Below are 15,557 nucleotides of genomic sequence, written 5' to 3'. Positions count from 1 at the left end.
CCGTTTATACTTGCAGTCTACGCCTTTGCCGCCTCGTTGCTATGACTCAATTCGGGCCAGAGCGCGGCCCCGAAGCAACTCGGGCTGGCCGCTCAACATTTTTTAATGTGCCCGAAAGGGCTACATAAGCTTGACCCTGTTAGGCTTTTGAGCCGTACATTGATTCTAACCGGCTCATACCGATGCCATTCATCACTGAGCAGACAGAGGAAGCATTACATGCGATCTGCCATTACTGCCCTGACCCTGACCAGCCTGTTGTTCACTGCAAGCCCGGCCGCGGCCGAGGTTTCGTCACAAACTTCGGCGGAGCCCGAGGTTATGGGCTTTGTGGAATGGGTAGTGATGGGCGAGACAGGCATCCGACTGAAAGCACGCCTGGATACCGGTGCCAAGACCTCTTCCCTGCATGCTGTGAATGTGGAACCTTTCGAGAAGGACAACGAAGAGTGGGTGCGTTTCCAACTCCCGCTGGGCGACCACGAAGACCAGCCCAGCGAGGGCGACCTGGAGCACGATGAAGTGATTCTGGAATTCGAACGGCCGGTCTACCGCACCGTACTGATCAAACGCAAGGGCGCCCCCTCACAGCGGCGCTACGTGGTAAAAATGGATTTCTGCCTTGGCGGCAAGGTTCATGAAACCCAGTTTTCGCTGACGGATCGAGGCAAATTCTCCTACCCGGTGCTGCTGGGCCGCCGACTGCTCCGGGACGACAACATCCTGACCGATTCGGGCCGCACCTTTATGGCTGAACTAGAGTGCGAATACAGCACCCTGGAAGAGCTGGCCCAGAGCAGCAAGGCCATCTCGCCCTAATCGGCTTTTGGCACCGGTTCATCATTCCGGACTCGAAGAAAGCTGGCAAACCGTGGCAAGCCGGTGGCGGTCAAACCACGGTAGCGGAAGGTAATGACTGAGCCAATCGCCGGCGGGTTGCGCCTGTCCGCATCGGTAAACCCGGTTCCGATGCGAAACCGCCGGCCATCGTACAGCTCAACTTTCAAGGCACCCATCAAGCCCTCATACTTGCCCTTGCCCGGCAGGTGGCCAACCACTCGGGCTTCGGTGTCCTCATGGGTTTTCACCTTGAGCAGATCGTCTGAACGACCAGCCCGATACAGGCTGTTTCTGCGCTTCAGCATCAACCCTTCCGCGCCGGCTGAGACCATCGCTTCAAGCTGTGCTTTCAGTTCGTCATGGCTGGCAACCGGGCGCTGCTCCACCAATACCAGATACGGTGAGTCAGAGCCTGCAACCAGCCGTTCCAACTGACGATAGCGCTGCTCGAACACGGTTTCAGGTTGCGGCAGATCAAACACATGAAACCTCACCTGACGCCATTCCCGATCCACCTGCTGCACTTTGCGCACCACCCCAGACAGCTCAGCAAAGCGCCCGCGACCACTCCAGAGTTCACCATCCAGCGGCTGCCGGGGAAACTGCGCCGTAAACCAGTCCGGCGCCGGGTATACATGCCCGCCCCGGGACCAGAACTGCTCGCCATCCCAATAGGCCCGGACACCGTCCAGCTTTTCGCTGACCCAGTAATCCTCCAAGTTTACACCCGGGTGATAGACATTGGCCAGGGGGATGGCAGGCGGCCGTGCATCGGCCTTAACCGGATCACTGGCGAGTAACGAGAGAATAAGCAGGCTGAGTACCAGGGCTGCTGCCCTGACACCGCCGGTAGTGAAGAGTGGCATGTTCCTTTGCCCTTTTTACATCCTGTTGATGGTGTTACGAAAAACGCTGTACTCAGGCCGTTACATACTTTAGCAGCTCAACCACCTGCTCCGGCGTTTGTGCCCACGCCATGGCGGCCGCGTCCACTTCCTTGAGCGGATGCACAATGTCTTCATCATGCAGGGTAATGTAGGGCGTTCCCATGGCGGCGCAGTAGCCGGCATCGAAGGCCGCGTTCCACTGCTTGTACTTGTCGCCAAAGCGGATCACCGCCAGATCGCACTGCTCCAGCAAGGTCTTGGTGCGGATGGCATTCACCTTGGAAGACTGGTGATCACGCCAGAAATTACTCTCCGGCTTACCCAGGAAATCGCCCGCGGCGTCGCTGGATTCGTGGTCGGTGTTGGCAGAGGTAAACTCAACCGGCAACCCCGCCGCCTCAGCACCCGCAGCAATCTGCTCGCGCCAGTCGGTGTGGATTTCGCCGGAAAGGTATACGGTCCAGATCATGGTGGGCTCCCCTGGAGTGTTGGTTAATCAGTCAGGCGGGGATAATACGCCAATGGGGAGCGATGTTCACGGCCGAGCCTCGCCTTGCCTTGCCTTGCCGATGTCGGTGGCAGAACCTCACGGGTATTAAACCATGGCCGCCTCAGCCAGATTCGGAACGCTTTTCTCCATCCGATCTTCCAGTGTCGACCATGGGAATTCCCGAATAGCCTTCAGGTGGGCCGGATAACCCTCGTTTTCCCACCACGTCAGATCCAGAGTCGCCCAATAGTCCGCGAGTCTTCCCCGCTTGCCTGCCGCATCGTACTCGGCTGTCGTGGGGTCCAGGTGACGGTACTTTTCCAACGCCGGAACGTCGGGTAAGGGCTGACTAACGTCCATATACCGCTGCAGTTCATCCCAGTGCGCATACAGCTCTACTTTGTGGACATCCGCCACCTGCGCGACGGTCGTTTGCCAACCGGTATAACGATGGCGCAGAAGCAGCTTGTAGCTGACGGGGCCCTTCGGATTCACATGAAACGAGATGTAGGGATCAAACTCGATAAACGGTGCCTCGAAGGTTTCTTCGCGCCATGTGCGAAACTTCACCATACCGGTGGGTCGAAAAAAACCACAGCCCAGATCTTTAACAATGAATTCTGGATTGCGTTCCAGATACCAGGTGAAGGGGTAGTGGAAGAATAAGTGAAGACCGACCAACGCCAGAAAAACAAACGAAAACTCTCCAAACTCTATATAGGCGACAATTTCAGCAAAAGCGAAGGCGATGAAGAATACTTTCATTACTCCGTAGTCTGCTAAACCACCAGCGAGCATAAGTAACAACTGCCAACGGGTTTTGACAAAATCCGAAGGCTGCTGTCGATGCGTCCATTTAGGCCCCACCCAGCCAACCCCGCCCGACTCGAGTTTCTTTTGGTAGTTCTTCACATACTGGGGAAGGACATGCATATCGAGCCCCGCATAAGATAGCCACAAGAGTCCCTTAATATGGTCTTCAAAGCCTTGGACGGAGCAACACCAGAGCTGACTATAACATCCGATTTTGTTACGCTCCTCGCTGATCTCACAAGGATGTACTGCCCCCCAAGGAAACGGAGATTCCTGAATGAAGCTGCTCTGGGCGTTCTGCCTGTCATCGCTCCTGCTCACTTGGAGCCCTCTGGCTACTAGCCAAGCCCCACACGTCATGGCAAACAATAGCCAGCTGGATGATCTAAAGCTCTGGGTTCGGCTTCAAGGCAATAACATCAACCCGGAGAATGCGAAGTGGGCAGGGTTTGCCAACACCGCGGCGAAACAGGGGCAGCTTGAAATTCTGGAATATCTGCATAATCTCGGAGTCGATTTCAGCCAGTTCGACAGCTTCGGAAACAGCACGCTTCACTCCGCCTCGTCTTCCAACAAGGTTAACGTTGTCCACTGGCTCCTGACATCAGGTATCGATCCAAATCTTCAAAAGACGGTTAACCATCCAACCGCACTGCATAAAGCCGCGCGATATGGCGCTTCCGAATCCGTCACCCTCCTGTTAGAAGCAGGCGCCGACCCGCTCATCAACTCGCGGTCAGGTACAGCATTTGAGCTGGCTGATAATGTCCTTGTTCTGCACACGTTGATGGCGCACTGGCAAAAACATGGGGATGGCATGCCGCCGCCTGGACTTTCACCAGCGGCCTGGTGGTCATTCATTGGGCAGCCAGGCCGGGTTCCTGAGGGCCTCCTGACACAGGACCTACATCAGGCGGAGTGCAACGCCCTGCACTGGGCGGCTGCATCTGGCCACTTGCCCACACTGAAAAGACTGCTCCAACTCGCCCCTCGGGCGACGCTGTCGAGCCCATGCTTCAACAAATGGACCCCGCTGAAAATCGCCATTCGGTTCAACCAACCGGAGGCCGTTGGCGAGCTCCTCAATCATTGGCAGTCTGTTGACGTGCAGGACGTCAGGCTCGCTGTAAAGTATGGTTCCGCGACGCTTGCAAGAGTGCTGTACGACTCATTAGAGCAAGAGAAAGACGATCTGGCGTTTTATCCCCGAGAGGGCAACGCTGTCCTGATCAATTATGATCCCGAGGACCTTGCGTATCTGGTCAACCGGCGAGTGATCAGCCCAGACTGGCTACTGAATCAGATAGGTAGCCACGGAGACAAGATGCTGGAACTTGCTCCACTCGTGGTGTCACAAGGTGTCCCGATCACTCAAGTTCTGCGCACAGGCCTGCGACAAGACAATCCTTACCTGGTGCAGTGGGCTTTAAAACAGAACCCTCCATTACAACAGATCAACAAAGCCGAGCCATCACCATTTATAGTCGCAGCCAAGACGGGAAACACTGATCTTGCCAAACAGTTATGGCATCCGGATGCCGTATTGGGCGACGACAATTACTATGAGCGGCTGGACTACTTCGCAGCAGCAGGGTGGACTGAAAAGGTTCTGTCGTTTACCCATCAACGCGCAGACCTCCTGACCTACGCACTCATGGAAGCTGTTCGCTATCACAACGTCGATCTTTTGGTGGACCTTGTGACTGCGGGCGTCAGAGCGCCAAGGCGCCGGTGTCGTTCCGTTTTTGATGTGGCAATCCGGCAGAGCTCATTACCAGCCGTTGAGTTGCTGGCGAGAACGCACGCCGGTAACAAAGAGTGCCTGTCTGAAGCTGTGCTCAGTGTTATCGACAACGGTGATGTGGCAATGCTTGACCCACTGCTGAAGCATGGTGCTAACCCAAACGGTACAGGGGATGGCTATCACAATGCCGTTGTCCGGGCGGTTCGGGATCGAAAGCTTGTGATACTTATGGCGCTTTTGCAGGCGGGCGGCGATCCTTCTGCCGTTAAAGCTCCCGAGGGCACAATTCTGGAGCTTGCACAAAAAAACCCGGATAGTTCGGACTACCCTGAACAGACAGCGGCTGCGCCCGAAACTGAACTTTCGCCATTGCTGACGGCTTTGAACACAAATGATCTTGAAACACTGCTGGCATTAATAGAACAGGGGGCCAACCTTACCCAAACCAACGATCAAGGTGAAACACCTGCTCACATTGCGATACGCGCCGGGCAATTTGATGCAGCGTCCTTATTACTGAATTCTGAGGTGCTGCTCAAGAAAGACAAACGGGGCCGAACCCCTTTCCATCTGATTGGTGCGTATGGCACCCCTGAACTTGCATCCCGGGCCATCGAGCTGAGCGAGGGAGTCTACCCGGAAGACGATGCACGAAAGTTCCCCCTGGATTATGCCGCTCGCCTGAACGAGCCTGTCGCGTTGCTTCTCGCCAGAGCGGACGCCCGCCATTCCGACAACCTCGCTATCCTTGCTGCAATTTACGGTCAGGAGAGGCTGATGAGCTACCTGAGCAGAGAGTTTGCAGCGTTGGATTCCGGGCACTATGAAGAAAAGCCCGAAGCCGCCTATTTTATGGTCGCCCTCGCACAACAAAACCGTGATTGGTACGACATGCTTCTGGAACAGTCCCTTGACCCAAACGATACCTTTGCCGGGGAGCCTCTGCTATCCATGGCCGCAAGGTACAACAACCTCCCGGCGTTTGAGTCACTGCTCCAGAAGGGTGCAGTGTTTCGGCCGAGCCTGTTTATGCGTAAGTACAGCGCGACCTACCAGTTTGCACTGCTGTCCCAGAAGCCGGAACTGGCTGAAACGCTGCTCAATTCCATGGATTCTGGTAAAAGAGCCGAGTTCCTTATCGCCAGCCTGGAGCATCTTTCGCAGGCTATGCCTGAAGAGCAGCTGGTTTCATGGCTCAAACAGCAAGGACGCGCGGCTCTGGATAAACCCTTGGCAGATGTGTTGAACCCGCTCATCCGTTCGGGAAAAAATCTGTCTTTGATCAACGCGTTGGTTCGCAGCGGCGCTGATCTTGGCGACAAAGATTATTCCGGCTCATCACCGGTTCAGGAGGCCACAGTGGTTCTTGGAGAAGACATCGAGTGGGGGCACCGTATCGCTCTTCTCCGCCTGCTCCAGCAAGATCAACAAAACAGGCAGACTTCTCCGCTTCTGGACCGCCTCCGCCAACTGTTCACGAATGCCGACGAACCCATACCCCCTGTCTGGAGTTACCTCCAGGAAGGGTTCAGCGTGTTGCCGACCGTTGATCGAGAAAAGCTCAACGAAGAGGACCCCGTTAGCAGGCTGACGCTTCTGGATGCAGCTGTCCTCCAGAACGACACTAAGGCTATTGAATCCCTGCTGAAAAACGGTGCCACAGTGACACCGCAAACTCTCCATATCGCGGCACACACTGGCAAGGTTGAGGCACTTCGGGCCCTCCATCCCGCGATATACGACCTTAATGCCCGGGATTTCAGAGGGAATACCCCTCTCATGACCGCCGTCAAAGCCGACCGGGAAGACATGGTGGAAGCCTTGCTCTCAATGGGAGCAAGGCCAAATGTCTACAACCAGGACTATCGATTCCCGCTAAAACTCGCTGTGTTCAATAAATCAGAATCTGTGGTTAAACAGCTACTGAACCACGGCGCCCACCCCGATGGGTTCAGCGAGCAGATGTCATCCAACGCGTTGCGTGACGCGGTTGTTAGTGGAGATCTTGAGATAGTCAAAATGCTTGTCAACGCGGGAGCGAGCGAAAACCCGCTCCTCGGCGCACCTCCCTACAGCGTACTCCCGGCTGCATACAAATTCGCCCCCAAAGATATTGTTCTCTATCTGGAAGATACCTTTGAGCGCACGACGGAACAGCAGCAGAGTGAACTCGATCTGGCCTGGGAGCATGGTAGTGAATGGGCGAGAGGGCACTTACTACAACGTGGTGTTGCGTTTTAGCCTGACTGGGAAATTTGAGACGGATCCCGCAGCAATCCCCACCCCAGTGCGATTTAAATTTTCCGGCTTATCAGGTGTTGAGGGAATACTTTCCGAGGTATCGGCGCTCGGGCCCAAGTAGTTAAAGGATTCTTTATCCAGAATTTACCTTTCAACAGACTGATGTGGAACATGCCGCCACGGCAGTGACTCGGGTGAATAAGGCTGAGTCGGACGTTTCGTGCTCAGTAAAGATGAAACAACGTTGGTGGTCACGCCGACGAGCCCGAGCAAAACTGCCGAGAATAAAAGTCTGGGAGACCACGCAACCGCAAACCCGAGGATTATCAGCAATGCGACCGTGCCAAATACAAAAACGTTAAATAGCCACAACCCGACCCGGGCCAACTTGTAAGAGGCAGAGTTTCCGCTTGTGAAAGCGATACGACCGCTACATTGTCGATCTATCAGTTGCCTATGAAGGTGATCAACCCAATGACGAAACCGGGCTCTTTGCAAGTCAGCATGCGCCCGCTGATTGCCAACACTCGGGTTGAAATCCTCAGTAGTGATCAGCCAAGTATTTCCATCGTAGAAGGTGATCGAGATGGTGTGAAAATTCATTTTCGGCTGGTTCATATTCACGCTAACAATAGCACCAAGGCGGTATCGCTCTTCCCTGGCCTCGTGCTGCTCCTTCCACGACGTGAAAACAACCTCTTTATCCGTCACTTGAAAACGACTCTGATATCCCTTGGCATCAGCAGACTGGTAAACACCTTTTTCGGCCTTAGGAATTTGGTAGTTGATAAACCGCAGGGCTGATTGATATCTGTGACATTCGGACGTTATGACAGCATCTGCCGCGTCAAACATGGCGTCAGGTGTTTTGGCCTTCTCAAAGCGAATCCGTGGGCTGAGAATACGGTTCAGAAAGACAGAGAAAAAAATGCCGATGCCAATAAGCAGAAGATTCACGCCAGCAAATATCCAGGAGTTCGCCTCACCTGCATCGTTCGCGTTGTCCAACCAGTACGTCGACCATACTATGGCCAGCATCGGGCCCAAGCCCAAAAGCGTAAAGGCGGTAAGGCAACCTACGCTGCGAGAAGCTGGCCCTCTTGCTTCGTACGTTACCTTTGCGTCCCGCTTCCGCTCTATAAGAGCACGCTGAATTTGCTCAATGAAAGTCCTGAAGTCAGACCGGAGAACTTCAGCAATGCTATCAACGCCTCGATGGTAGCTGTGATCCCCAAAAACGATCGGCCTACCCAAGCCTCTATGAATGGCGCACGACACCTCCCAGTCAGAACCACCTGGGCCCAGATACAAATTACGAACTGATGTCAGAGGCATGCGCGAAGGTTTCTCATCAGGCGAGAGGCAGAATATTTCTTCATCCTCCAGATACAGAAACACCTCTTTTTCCCGGTGGCTGGTTACATACCTCCCGCCCTGAGACTCACGGTCGGTGAGAGTGTAGTTTGGCAAGCCTGCCGCAATAACATCCCGTCGAATAAAGTGAAATTGTTGATAACTGAGTTTCCCTGCCATGCTACAAATCCTTCTGCATCGAACCTGCGCTTATCTGCGTTAAATACCGACCAGTCAGGTTCGGATCAGCCTACTATCACCCAAGCATGACAACCAGTAGTAACAAAAAGGCCATGAAACCAACGCAGATGCCTATCACCACCCCCGGGCTATCAAGATCTTTACCCGGCGCAGACGTCCTCCGGGGCTGGCTCTGCAGGAAAAACTTGAAATCGGAAATTAGCTGGGTTTTGGACGTTCGAGCGCTTGTGTACCACTCATCCGGGAATTTGATGGCACTCTGTGGCACCACTATGGGGCCGCACATCGAGCCAAAATGAACCGCGTCGTTCACCAGTATGCTGTCTCGACGCGGTGTTCCCCGGGGAAGATCTGAAGCTTGAACTTTCAGATCCTCCAGTGCTTCAACCACGTAACCTTCGGGTATCTCACCGTGCACCAGCACAGGCATTGGTTGTGCGCCACAAGGCATGGAAGCCAGCACCGGGAACCGGGTGTCATCCAAAGGCGGATGAAAGATCCTGTTCAGATTGTCCGGGCGAAAGGGTTTCAGACCCGCAAACTGTCCGGGAATGAGCGACACCCGCGTACCAGGCTCCCGCCCCTTCCAGAATAACGTCCAGGCAATGCCCCGAACCACTTTCAGGCGCAGGGGCTCCGGCACCTCATGGCGACCAGTTGAGCTCGGTAGCCAAACCTCATCGGAGAAATCGGTCAGTGCCAGGCCATCCCCACCGAGCAACAGACACCATTCGGGGTGATCCTCAAAAAGAATACAGAACTTGCGGCCCTCAACGCGATCCAGGCTGTCATCTCCCGACTCTTCCATTTCGGCGAAAACCTGGTCTTTGCTAACCTCCAGATGAAGGCGGCTTGCATCGGGCATGATCTCATTGTTAATCGCCCGCTCAAGTTCACGGAATGAATTCAGTAACGCATCGTCAAGCAATGAGGGGTGGGGAACGTAAGTGTCCTGAGTAAGAGAGCCGCTCCCCTTCTCTTCACCCTGGGTTAACGCCTCAAAGTCATATACCGGCGCCGCCCATTTGTCGAAGAGCGCTGCTTCATCCGCCGTCAACTGGCTTAATTTGCGTGAAGAGAGAATCGAGCCTTCATTCTCTGCAATCGCAAAAGATTTGCTGTCATCATAAATCATGACTTCTTGGGAGCGCTGAATGTCGGACCCGCCAACGACCTGGTTGATGTTCCAGATTTGGGCGCTTGCGTTGGCCGAGGGGCCCGTCTTATTCAGTGCAGGGGAGGCATAAACTTTTGCCTGATACAATTTCTCTTGCCCACCTTCCACTGTCACCAGAGCTTTCATCCCCAACAGTTCCATGAGTGAACTGTTCATGATGATCTCGGCACCCAGCCAGTTCAGCCAGGCTCCCAACATATGGGCGTTTCTGGCCAGCTCTCGTAACGGTTCCGCTTTAACGAAAACGTCGGCATCGTCCGGAAGCGCAAAGCCTTCCAATGCCTCTTGAACCTCATTGGCATCCGGGCTCGCCAGAAAGCTCTGATGCTCGTCAACCGGATAGAGCATTGGCAATTCAAGCCCAGAGGGTTTCTTGACGAATACGGTGTGAAACACAACATCGCGCCATTCCCGAATGAGCTTCAGGTGATCACCGCTGTTGAGTGTTTCTAAAAACTGTGCCGCTGTGGGCACTGCCAAATCTTCCTTGATCATGATGGACTACATCCTTGCTTGCATTATTAACGGCTTAGCTTTGAGCTCGATCCTGCGTCAGCAATCTGTCCTGAAGATCCCGTATAACCCTCAACACCCGGCTCATTTCCTGCTGGGTTTTCAGGTCCAGGTCCAGCTTGCCATCCATGGTTTTCACCAGTGGCACAATGGATTCCTCGAAGATCCTCGCAAAAGCCATCAGGGCATCGCCTACCTGGGGCGGGCTGTCCAGGTTGACGGTGACTGCCGGGTTGAGCTGCACCGATTGCAGGCCTTCGGTGAGGCCCGTTTCCAGCGAGCGGGACAACTGGCTCAGGGCCTTGTCGAGATCCGGTTCGGTCCCCTTTCGGCTGTCCAGCCCGGCCACCAATTGCTGACCCAGTTGCTGCATGTGCTCGGAAATCAGGCCCAGCTGGCGCACCACTTTGACGCCGGTTTCTTCGTCACCGCCAGCCTGTTGGCGGCGGCGGTATTCTTCGCAGATGGACTGCCAGCGGGCGGCTTCTGCCTCGCTCAGGGTGCCGCGCATCTGTTTGAGTTTCAGCAGATTTTCTTCCGCGCCCTGGGTCAGCAACTGGGATTCACCCTGGTAGTGGTCATCAATCAAGGCGTCCAGTTCATCCTCGCTCATGATCGGTGAAAGCTTTTCTGCCAGCTTGTTCATGTTCCGGTAACTGCCCTGCAGCTTGAACGTCGGCTCGGTGCGATAGGCCTCGGCCTGGGCACTGGAGGCAATGTAAGCCTGGTTGACTCGCAGTACGGTTTCCCGCACGCGGATCATTTTCTTCAGCAGGGAGACGATTTCGTCCCGCTCAGCAGCACTGTAATCGTGCTCGAATTCGGAATCGGCCACGGCTTTGCCCTCGGCCAGGTCGGCAAAGCGGTAGAAATCCGCCATGCCCCGGGTGGCCAGGGGCGCCAGTACCGGGTTGGAGCTCAGGCTGTTCTCGATGTAGGACAGCGCAAAGGCGTGTTCCATGCCTGAGAGCACGTCACCCAGGTTGTAGATATCGGCCCGGTTAGCGAGCATGTCGGGCACTTTGAACACTTCACCGCTCTCTGTGTAGGGGTTACCGGCCATGACCACACAGAAGCGTTTACCGCGCATGTCGTAGGTGCGAGTGCGGCCGCGCCAGACCCCCTCAATGCGCCGGGTGCCGTCACACAGGGAGATGAATTTCTGCAGGAACTCCGGATGGGTGTGCTGGATATCATCCAGATACAGCATCACGTTGTTACCCATTTCCAGGGCCAGGTTGAGTTTGATCAGCTCTGCCTCGGCGGTGGAGTGCGGCGCTTTTTCCGGGTCCAGGGAGGTGACATCGTGGCCCAGGCTCGGGCAGTTGATCTTCATGAAGATCAGGCCCAGGCGGTTTGCCACGTATTCCATCAGGGTGGTCTTGCCGTAGCCGGGTGGCGAAATCATCATCAACAGGCCGGACTGGTCTGTGCGCCGGTCTTCACCGGCGGTACCCATCTGCTTGGCCAGGTTGTCGCCGATGATCGGCAGGTAGCTCTCGCTGATCAATTTATTGCGCACAAAAGACGACAGCGGCCGGGGCCGGAACTCCTCAAGGCGTAGCTGGTCGCGCCAGCGCTCCAGGACTTTGTGGCGAACTTCCTGCAATTGCTGCCAGCCGGGAATGATTTCCTGGCGGTGGTAGCGAAGGCGCTCATCGAATTCGTCCAGCTGCAGGCTCAGGGTGCGCTCGTTGATGCGACTGTGCTGGCCCAGCAGGCCTTCCACATGAAAGGCCAACTCAACGCTGCGAACGCCAGTCTTGATGGCATCGCCCACATTGAGGACGGCCACCACTTCCGGCAAGTAATGCATCAGGTGTTGCTGGTCGGTCTTGCCCATCCAGGCCTTGAGCCAATGCTGGGCAATGGTCCAGCGAGCCGCCGGCTGGCCGCTCACCACATCCAGTGCTTGCTGGTACTGCGCAAACTGGTTATCCCGTTTCAGAGATTCGGTGAAACCGGCCGCCAGCTCACCCGCATAACGGGTGATATCAAACTGCTCGGTTTCCTCCGCCAGCTGCTGCACTAAATACTGGGCCGCCGACTCAATCAGGGTACGCTCGGCACTGCCTTTTTCCGCTATCGCCAGCTGATGATGGGCGACAAACTCCGACATCTGCGGAGCAAGTTCCTGCTCCAGGGAGTACAACAATTCGTTCGACTGCATCATCCGGCTGAGAATACCGGCAGACAGACAGCGAGAACGCAACTGTTGTGCCGCCAGATCCTGCCGGGCCACCTCGGCCCAGTAAAGCATGGCTAGGGCACGGGCCTTGGGGCTGAATCGAAGCAATCCGGCGCTCTGGATAGCCGGCCAGAGGGTACTGACAATCAAGGCCGCATCGTGGTCATGAATGCCTTTTTCATAGCCCTCACGGTAGCGGGGGGAGGCGAATTTGCGGATGTAGTCGGTCAGCTCATCCAGGTCGGCCACGTTGACGGGCAGATCAGATGCCTGCCGGAATTCCTCGATCACCAGTGCCGCAAGGTACTCGGCCCGGTAGACCCTGTCTGACTCCGACGGCTGGCTCATGTTCCAGTAGCCGCGCAGGCGGTCCAGCTCTGGCTCGTCCAGGCGCTCATAATACTGGGTGCCGGTCAGGTGCAGCAGCACGTGGTCGTCTCGCGGGATCAGCGTCAGGTCCAGCTCCTGCTGGTTGACACTGAACCGGTGCTTGCCCAAACGGATGACCGCGCCGCCGTCTTCAAAGATATCGGCTTTGTCGCGAACACTTCTGAGCGCGGTGTCCTGGGCGGCCTTGAGCTGCCCCAGGCAGTCATCCGCTTCCATGGCCGCGCCCAGCTCCCGCAGCTCTTTGGCCATGCTGCGCAGGCGCGCCACCATGGCATCGGAGGCGAAGAAGGCGTGCAGTTCTTCCGGGCTGGCGAACCTTTCGGTCCGGCGGGTGACGTTCCGGAGTATGCGTTCGGCGGCATCGGTGAGTGTCGTTACCCGGCGCTGCTGCTGATCCTGCAGTTGCTGGCGCCGGGCCTCAATGCTTTCGTGGGCGTTCTCACGCTGCTCCAGAATGGCGGCAAGAAACTCATCGTATTCGCCAAACTGGCTTTCCAGTTCCTGCAACTGGTCGAGCATACGGGTCATCAGGCCATCGCATTCCCGCACATCGGTCAGGGAACTCACGCCGTTGGCCAGGCTCTGCTCAAACAACCGCAGCCGGGCGGCAAACTGGGCCCGGGCCTCGGCACTGCCCTGCTCTTTCAGGCGCAGTTCCGCTTCCGAGCGCTGCTGATTGATGGTGGCGTAGATGCCCGAGATGTTATCGGTGATGGCGGTTTCCAGCGCGGCATCGTCACCGGCCATGGACGCCAGCATGCCCTGAATCATATCCAGCCCGGAAGTCAGCTCCCGGTAGCGGTCTACAATCTTGCGCAGGGCATCCCGGGTGTCGGCCTCGGCCAGGTCAGTTTGTAATTCGGTCAGGGTCTTGCGGTAACCATCCAGCGCCTCCGGTGAGGCCAGAAAACGGAAGGTTCGCTCCGTCAGCCGCTCCTCAGCGTCGGCCAGATCGCTTTCCAGCGTTTCGATACGGGCCTTATCGGCATACCGCCGATCATTCAAGGTGCGCACCCGCCCCCGATGTTCGCGCAGGCGGGCCAGGTAACTGACGAACTGATCCGGCGCTTTCCAGCTGTCCGGCTTCAGATCTCGCATCAGGGTGCCCTGGGCCTCAGCCACGTCATTAATGGCGGTTTCCGTCTGGGCCCGGATACTCTGGACTTTCTCATACTCATCCAGTACCAGTGCCGCGGATGGTGCTCAGATGCTGATGAAGGCCGGCGAACAGAGCCTCTTCCTGCCTGCCAGACAGCCAGAAGAACTGGTCGAGCACACGGTCAACGGTGCGAATCAGGCTGGTGAAGTGGCGTTCACTGGCACTGGAGGAATCCACCAGCGTTACCACCGTGTTCAATTCGGCAATGCCGCGGACCAGTTCCGGATTGCCAATCCGAGCCAGTTCCGAATCGTTTGCCACGCTGGCCTGGGCATGGAAGCTCTCGGAGGTAAACGGGGTTTCCCATACCTGCAGCGGGTGCACCAGGGTCGGTTCGTTATCGGCATTGAGGACCACCAGATGGCCGTTTTCGAACAGTGCGAAGCCATGGCCAATCAGGGGCACATCCGCCTGTTTCCGAATCAGGTTGTAGCGGAACAGTATCACCTGCCCGGTCAGTTGCTCGTAGAACACATACAACATGTCCTCACCGTTCGGTGAGCGCAGCGTGCGCTTGAGCCGGAAATCGCCATCCGGAATCTGGAAGGTTTTCAGTTCACCGGTGGTGAGGTAATAGCCGGAGGGGAAAATGAGGCCGTGATTGTCCGGCAACGACGCCACCGAACCGGCCATGGCATCCACCCGTTCAACCTTGCGCTGGGTGCGATTGAACAGGTAGTAGCGCCAGTGCTTTTCATTGAACGGCAGAATCCGCACCAGCAGAATCTCGCCAAGGTCGGCGTAGTCGAAGCTGGCGTCGTCCAGGGACTGGGAGTCAGACTCCACGGCGTCCTGATAGATGCCCTCGCCGGTGGCGGTGTTGTTCTCCACCTTGAAGGTGATGTTGCCCCGCAGGTTGTCGACAAACAGGGTGTCGGCAATGTTCAGATGCGGCGAACGGCCCTGTACCTGGCTGTCACGGCCAACGGTTTTCCAGGGGAAGCTGAAACGGTCCGGGAAGGTCAGGTCGCGCTCGCCCCGGTTGTCCACGTATCGGTTTACGTTGCCATCCGGCTTCAGTTCCCAGCGGAACACCCTCAGGTCGTCCAGCTTGTCACCAATACGGAACGCCATCAGCAACATGCCCTTGAGGATGACCAGCTGAGACAGGGTGGCGGTGTTGTAGTACTGCTGCAGTTCCCGGAAGTCTGTGGCGAAGCGGGCATCGGTCAGGAAGGAGCCTTCGATGGCGGCTTCGGTCATTTCGAAACCGCTGTCGCCGTCATTCAGGTGGTACAGCCGGAACACATCCTCAACCGCCAGGGACTTGCGCAAGCCAAGCTGGAGATTGAAGCCGAACAGCAGTTTGTCCCCAAGACGAACCACATCCCGTGCAATGGCATTGTTTTCGGTTCTGACCCGGGCCCGGCCAAGTACGTTCATGCCGGCACTGCCGAAAACCTCTTCCCGGGCCTGATTCAACCCGGACACCTGCTCCCGGAGCTGCCCGCCCTGCTCTTTCAGCCGCCGCTGGATGGTTTCGAAGGCAGAGCCTTCCTGAACAATGCTTTCAAGGCCGGTGCGATCCGTCGACATACCAAATCATCCTGAACTGAAGGGA

9 protein-coding genes are annotated in these 15,557 nt (G+C 56.3%); 2 read left to right on the top strand and 7 right to left on the bottom strand.

Annotated features, from left to right (window positions below; translation table 11 throughout):
* The first annotated feature begins 219 nt into the window (after positions 1–219).
* Positions 220–819 (top strand): ATP-dependent zinc protease, encoded by a 600-nt coding sequence (locus ASQ50_RS12015; RefSeq protein ID WP_058091618.1) that lies wholly within the window; start codon positions 220–222, stop codon positions 817–819.
* On the opposite strand, the gene ASQ50_RS12010 is transcribed toward ASQ50_RS12015, so the two are convergent.
* From ASQ50_RS12010 to ASQ50_RS12000, 3 genes are all read right to left on the bottom strand, one after another.
* Entirely contained in the window at positions 816–1,706 is an 891-nt protein-coding gene (locus ASQ50_RS12010; protein ID WP_058091619.1) for a DNA ligase, read from the bottom strand. The two genes, ASQ50_RS12015 and ASQ50_RS12010, sit on opposite strands and share 4 nt — an antisense overlap.
* A 52-nt stretch (positions 1,707–1,758) precedes the next feature.
* The gene (locus tag ASQ50_RS12005) at positions 1,759–2,196 is read right to left on the bottom strand and encodes a YtoQ family protein (RefSeq protein ID WP_058091620.1); all 438 of its coding nucleotides are present in this window, start codon (positions 2,194–2,196) and stop codon (positions 1,759–1,761) included.
* A gap of 126 nt (positions 2,197–2,322) precedes the next feature.
* Positions 2,323–3,150, bottom strand: coding sequence for a hypothetical protein (locus tag ASQ50_RS12000; RefSeq protein WP_156510006.1), 828 nt, complete (start codon positions 3,148–3,150; stop codon positions 2,323–2,325).
* Between the two features lie 157 nt (positions 3,151–3,307).
* On the opposite strand from ASQ50_RS12000, the gene ASQ50_RS11995 reads away from it, so the two are divergent.
* Positions 3,308–7,015: an ankyrin repeat domain-containing protein gene (locus ASQ50_RS11995; RefSeq protein WP_058091622.1), complete on the top strand. Its 3,708-nt coding sequence runs from the start codon at positions 3,308–3,310 to the stop codon at positions 7,013–7,015.
* Positions 7,016–7,159: 144 nt separating this feature from the next.
* Here the strand turns inward: ASQ50_RS11995 and ASQ50_RS11990 are convergent, their stop codons facing one another.
* From ASQ50_RS11990 to ASQ50_RS21440, 4 genes are all read right to left on the bottom strand, one after another.
* Positions 7,160–8,548, bottom strand: a complete 1,389-nt coding sequence (locus ASQ50_RS11990; protein ID WP_058091623.1) for a hypothetical protein — start codon at positions 8,546–8,548, stop codon at positions 7,160–7,162.
* 76 nt (positions 8,549–8,624) lie between these two features.
* Positions 8,625–10,241: a hypothetical protein gene (locus ASQ50_RS11985; protein ID WP_058091624.1), complete on the bottom strand. Its 1,617-nt coding sequence runs from the start codon at positions 10,239–10,241 to the stop codon at positions 8,625–8,627.
* A gap of 34 nt (positions 10,242–10,275) precedes the next feature.
* Positions 10,276–13,935 (bottom strand): ATP-binding protein, encoded by a 3,660-nt coding sequence (locus ASQ50_RS11980; protein WP_227513152.1) that lies wholly within the window; start codon positions 13,933–13,935, stop codon positions 10,276–10,278.
* A gap of 76 nt (positions 13,936–14,011) precedes the next feature.
* On the bottom strand, positions 14,012–15,532 hold the full coding sequence (locus tag ASQ50_RS21440; RefSeq protein ID WP_227513151.1) for a DNA repair ATPase: 1,521 nt from the start codon (positions 15,530–15,532) through the stop codon (positions 14,012–14,014).
* Positions 15,533–15,557 lie beyond the last annotated feature (25 nt).

Origin of the sequence: Marinobacter sp. LQ44 (assembly GCF_001447155.2) — a bacterium.
GTDB lineage: Bacteria > Pseudomonadota > Gammaproteobacteria > Pseudomonadales > Oleiphilaceae > Marinobacter.
The sequence above is the reverse complement of the archived record's forward strand: the minus strand, read 5'-3'. Positions and strand labels throughout refer to the sequence as shown.

Bases quoted from the DNA above. Each gene is read 5' to 3' on its own strand.
- ASQ50_RS12015 (WP_058091618.1), top strand. From the start codon at position 220: ATGCGATCTGCCATTACTGCCCTGACCCTGACCAGCCTGTTGTTCACT.
- ASQ50_RS12010 (WP_058091619.1), bottom strand. From the start codon at position 1,706: ATGCCACTCTTCACTACCGGCGGTGTCAGGGCAGCAGCCCTGGTACTC.
- ASQ50_RS12005 (WP_058091620.1), bottom strand. From the start codon at position 2,196: ATGATCTGGACCGTATACCTTTCCGGCGAAATCCACACCGACTGGCGC.
- ASQ50_RS12000 (WP_156510006.1), bottom strand. From the start codon at position 3,150: ATGCATGTCCTTCCCCAGTATGTGAAGAACTACCAAAAGAAACTCGAG.
- ASQ50_RS11995 (WP_058091622.1), top strand. From the start codon at position 3,308: ATGAAGCTGCTCTGGGCGTTCTGCCTGTCATCGCTCCTGCTCACTTGG.
- ASQ50_RS11990 (WP_058091623.1), bottom strand. From the start codon at position 8,548: ATGGCAGGGAAACTCAGTTATCAACAATTTCACTTTATTCGACGGGAT.
- ASQ50_RS11985 (WP_058091624.1), bottom strand. From the start codon at position 10,241: ATGATCAAGGAAGATTTGGCAGTGCCCACAGCGGCACAGTTTTTAGAA.
- ASQ50_RS11980 (WP_227513152.1), bottom strand. From the start codon at position 13,935: ATGCGAGATCTGAAGCCGGACAGCTGGAAAGCGCCGGATCAGTTCGTC.
- ASQ50_RS21440 (WP_227513151.1), bottom strand. From the start codon at position 15,532: ATGTCGACGGATCGCACCGGCCTTGAAAGCATTGTTCAGGAAGGCTCT.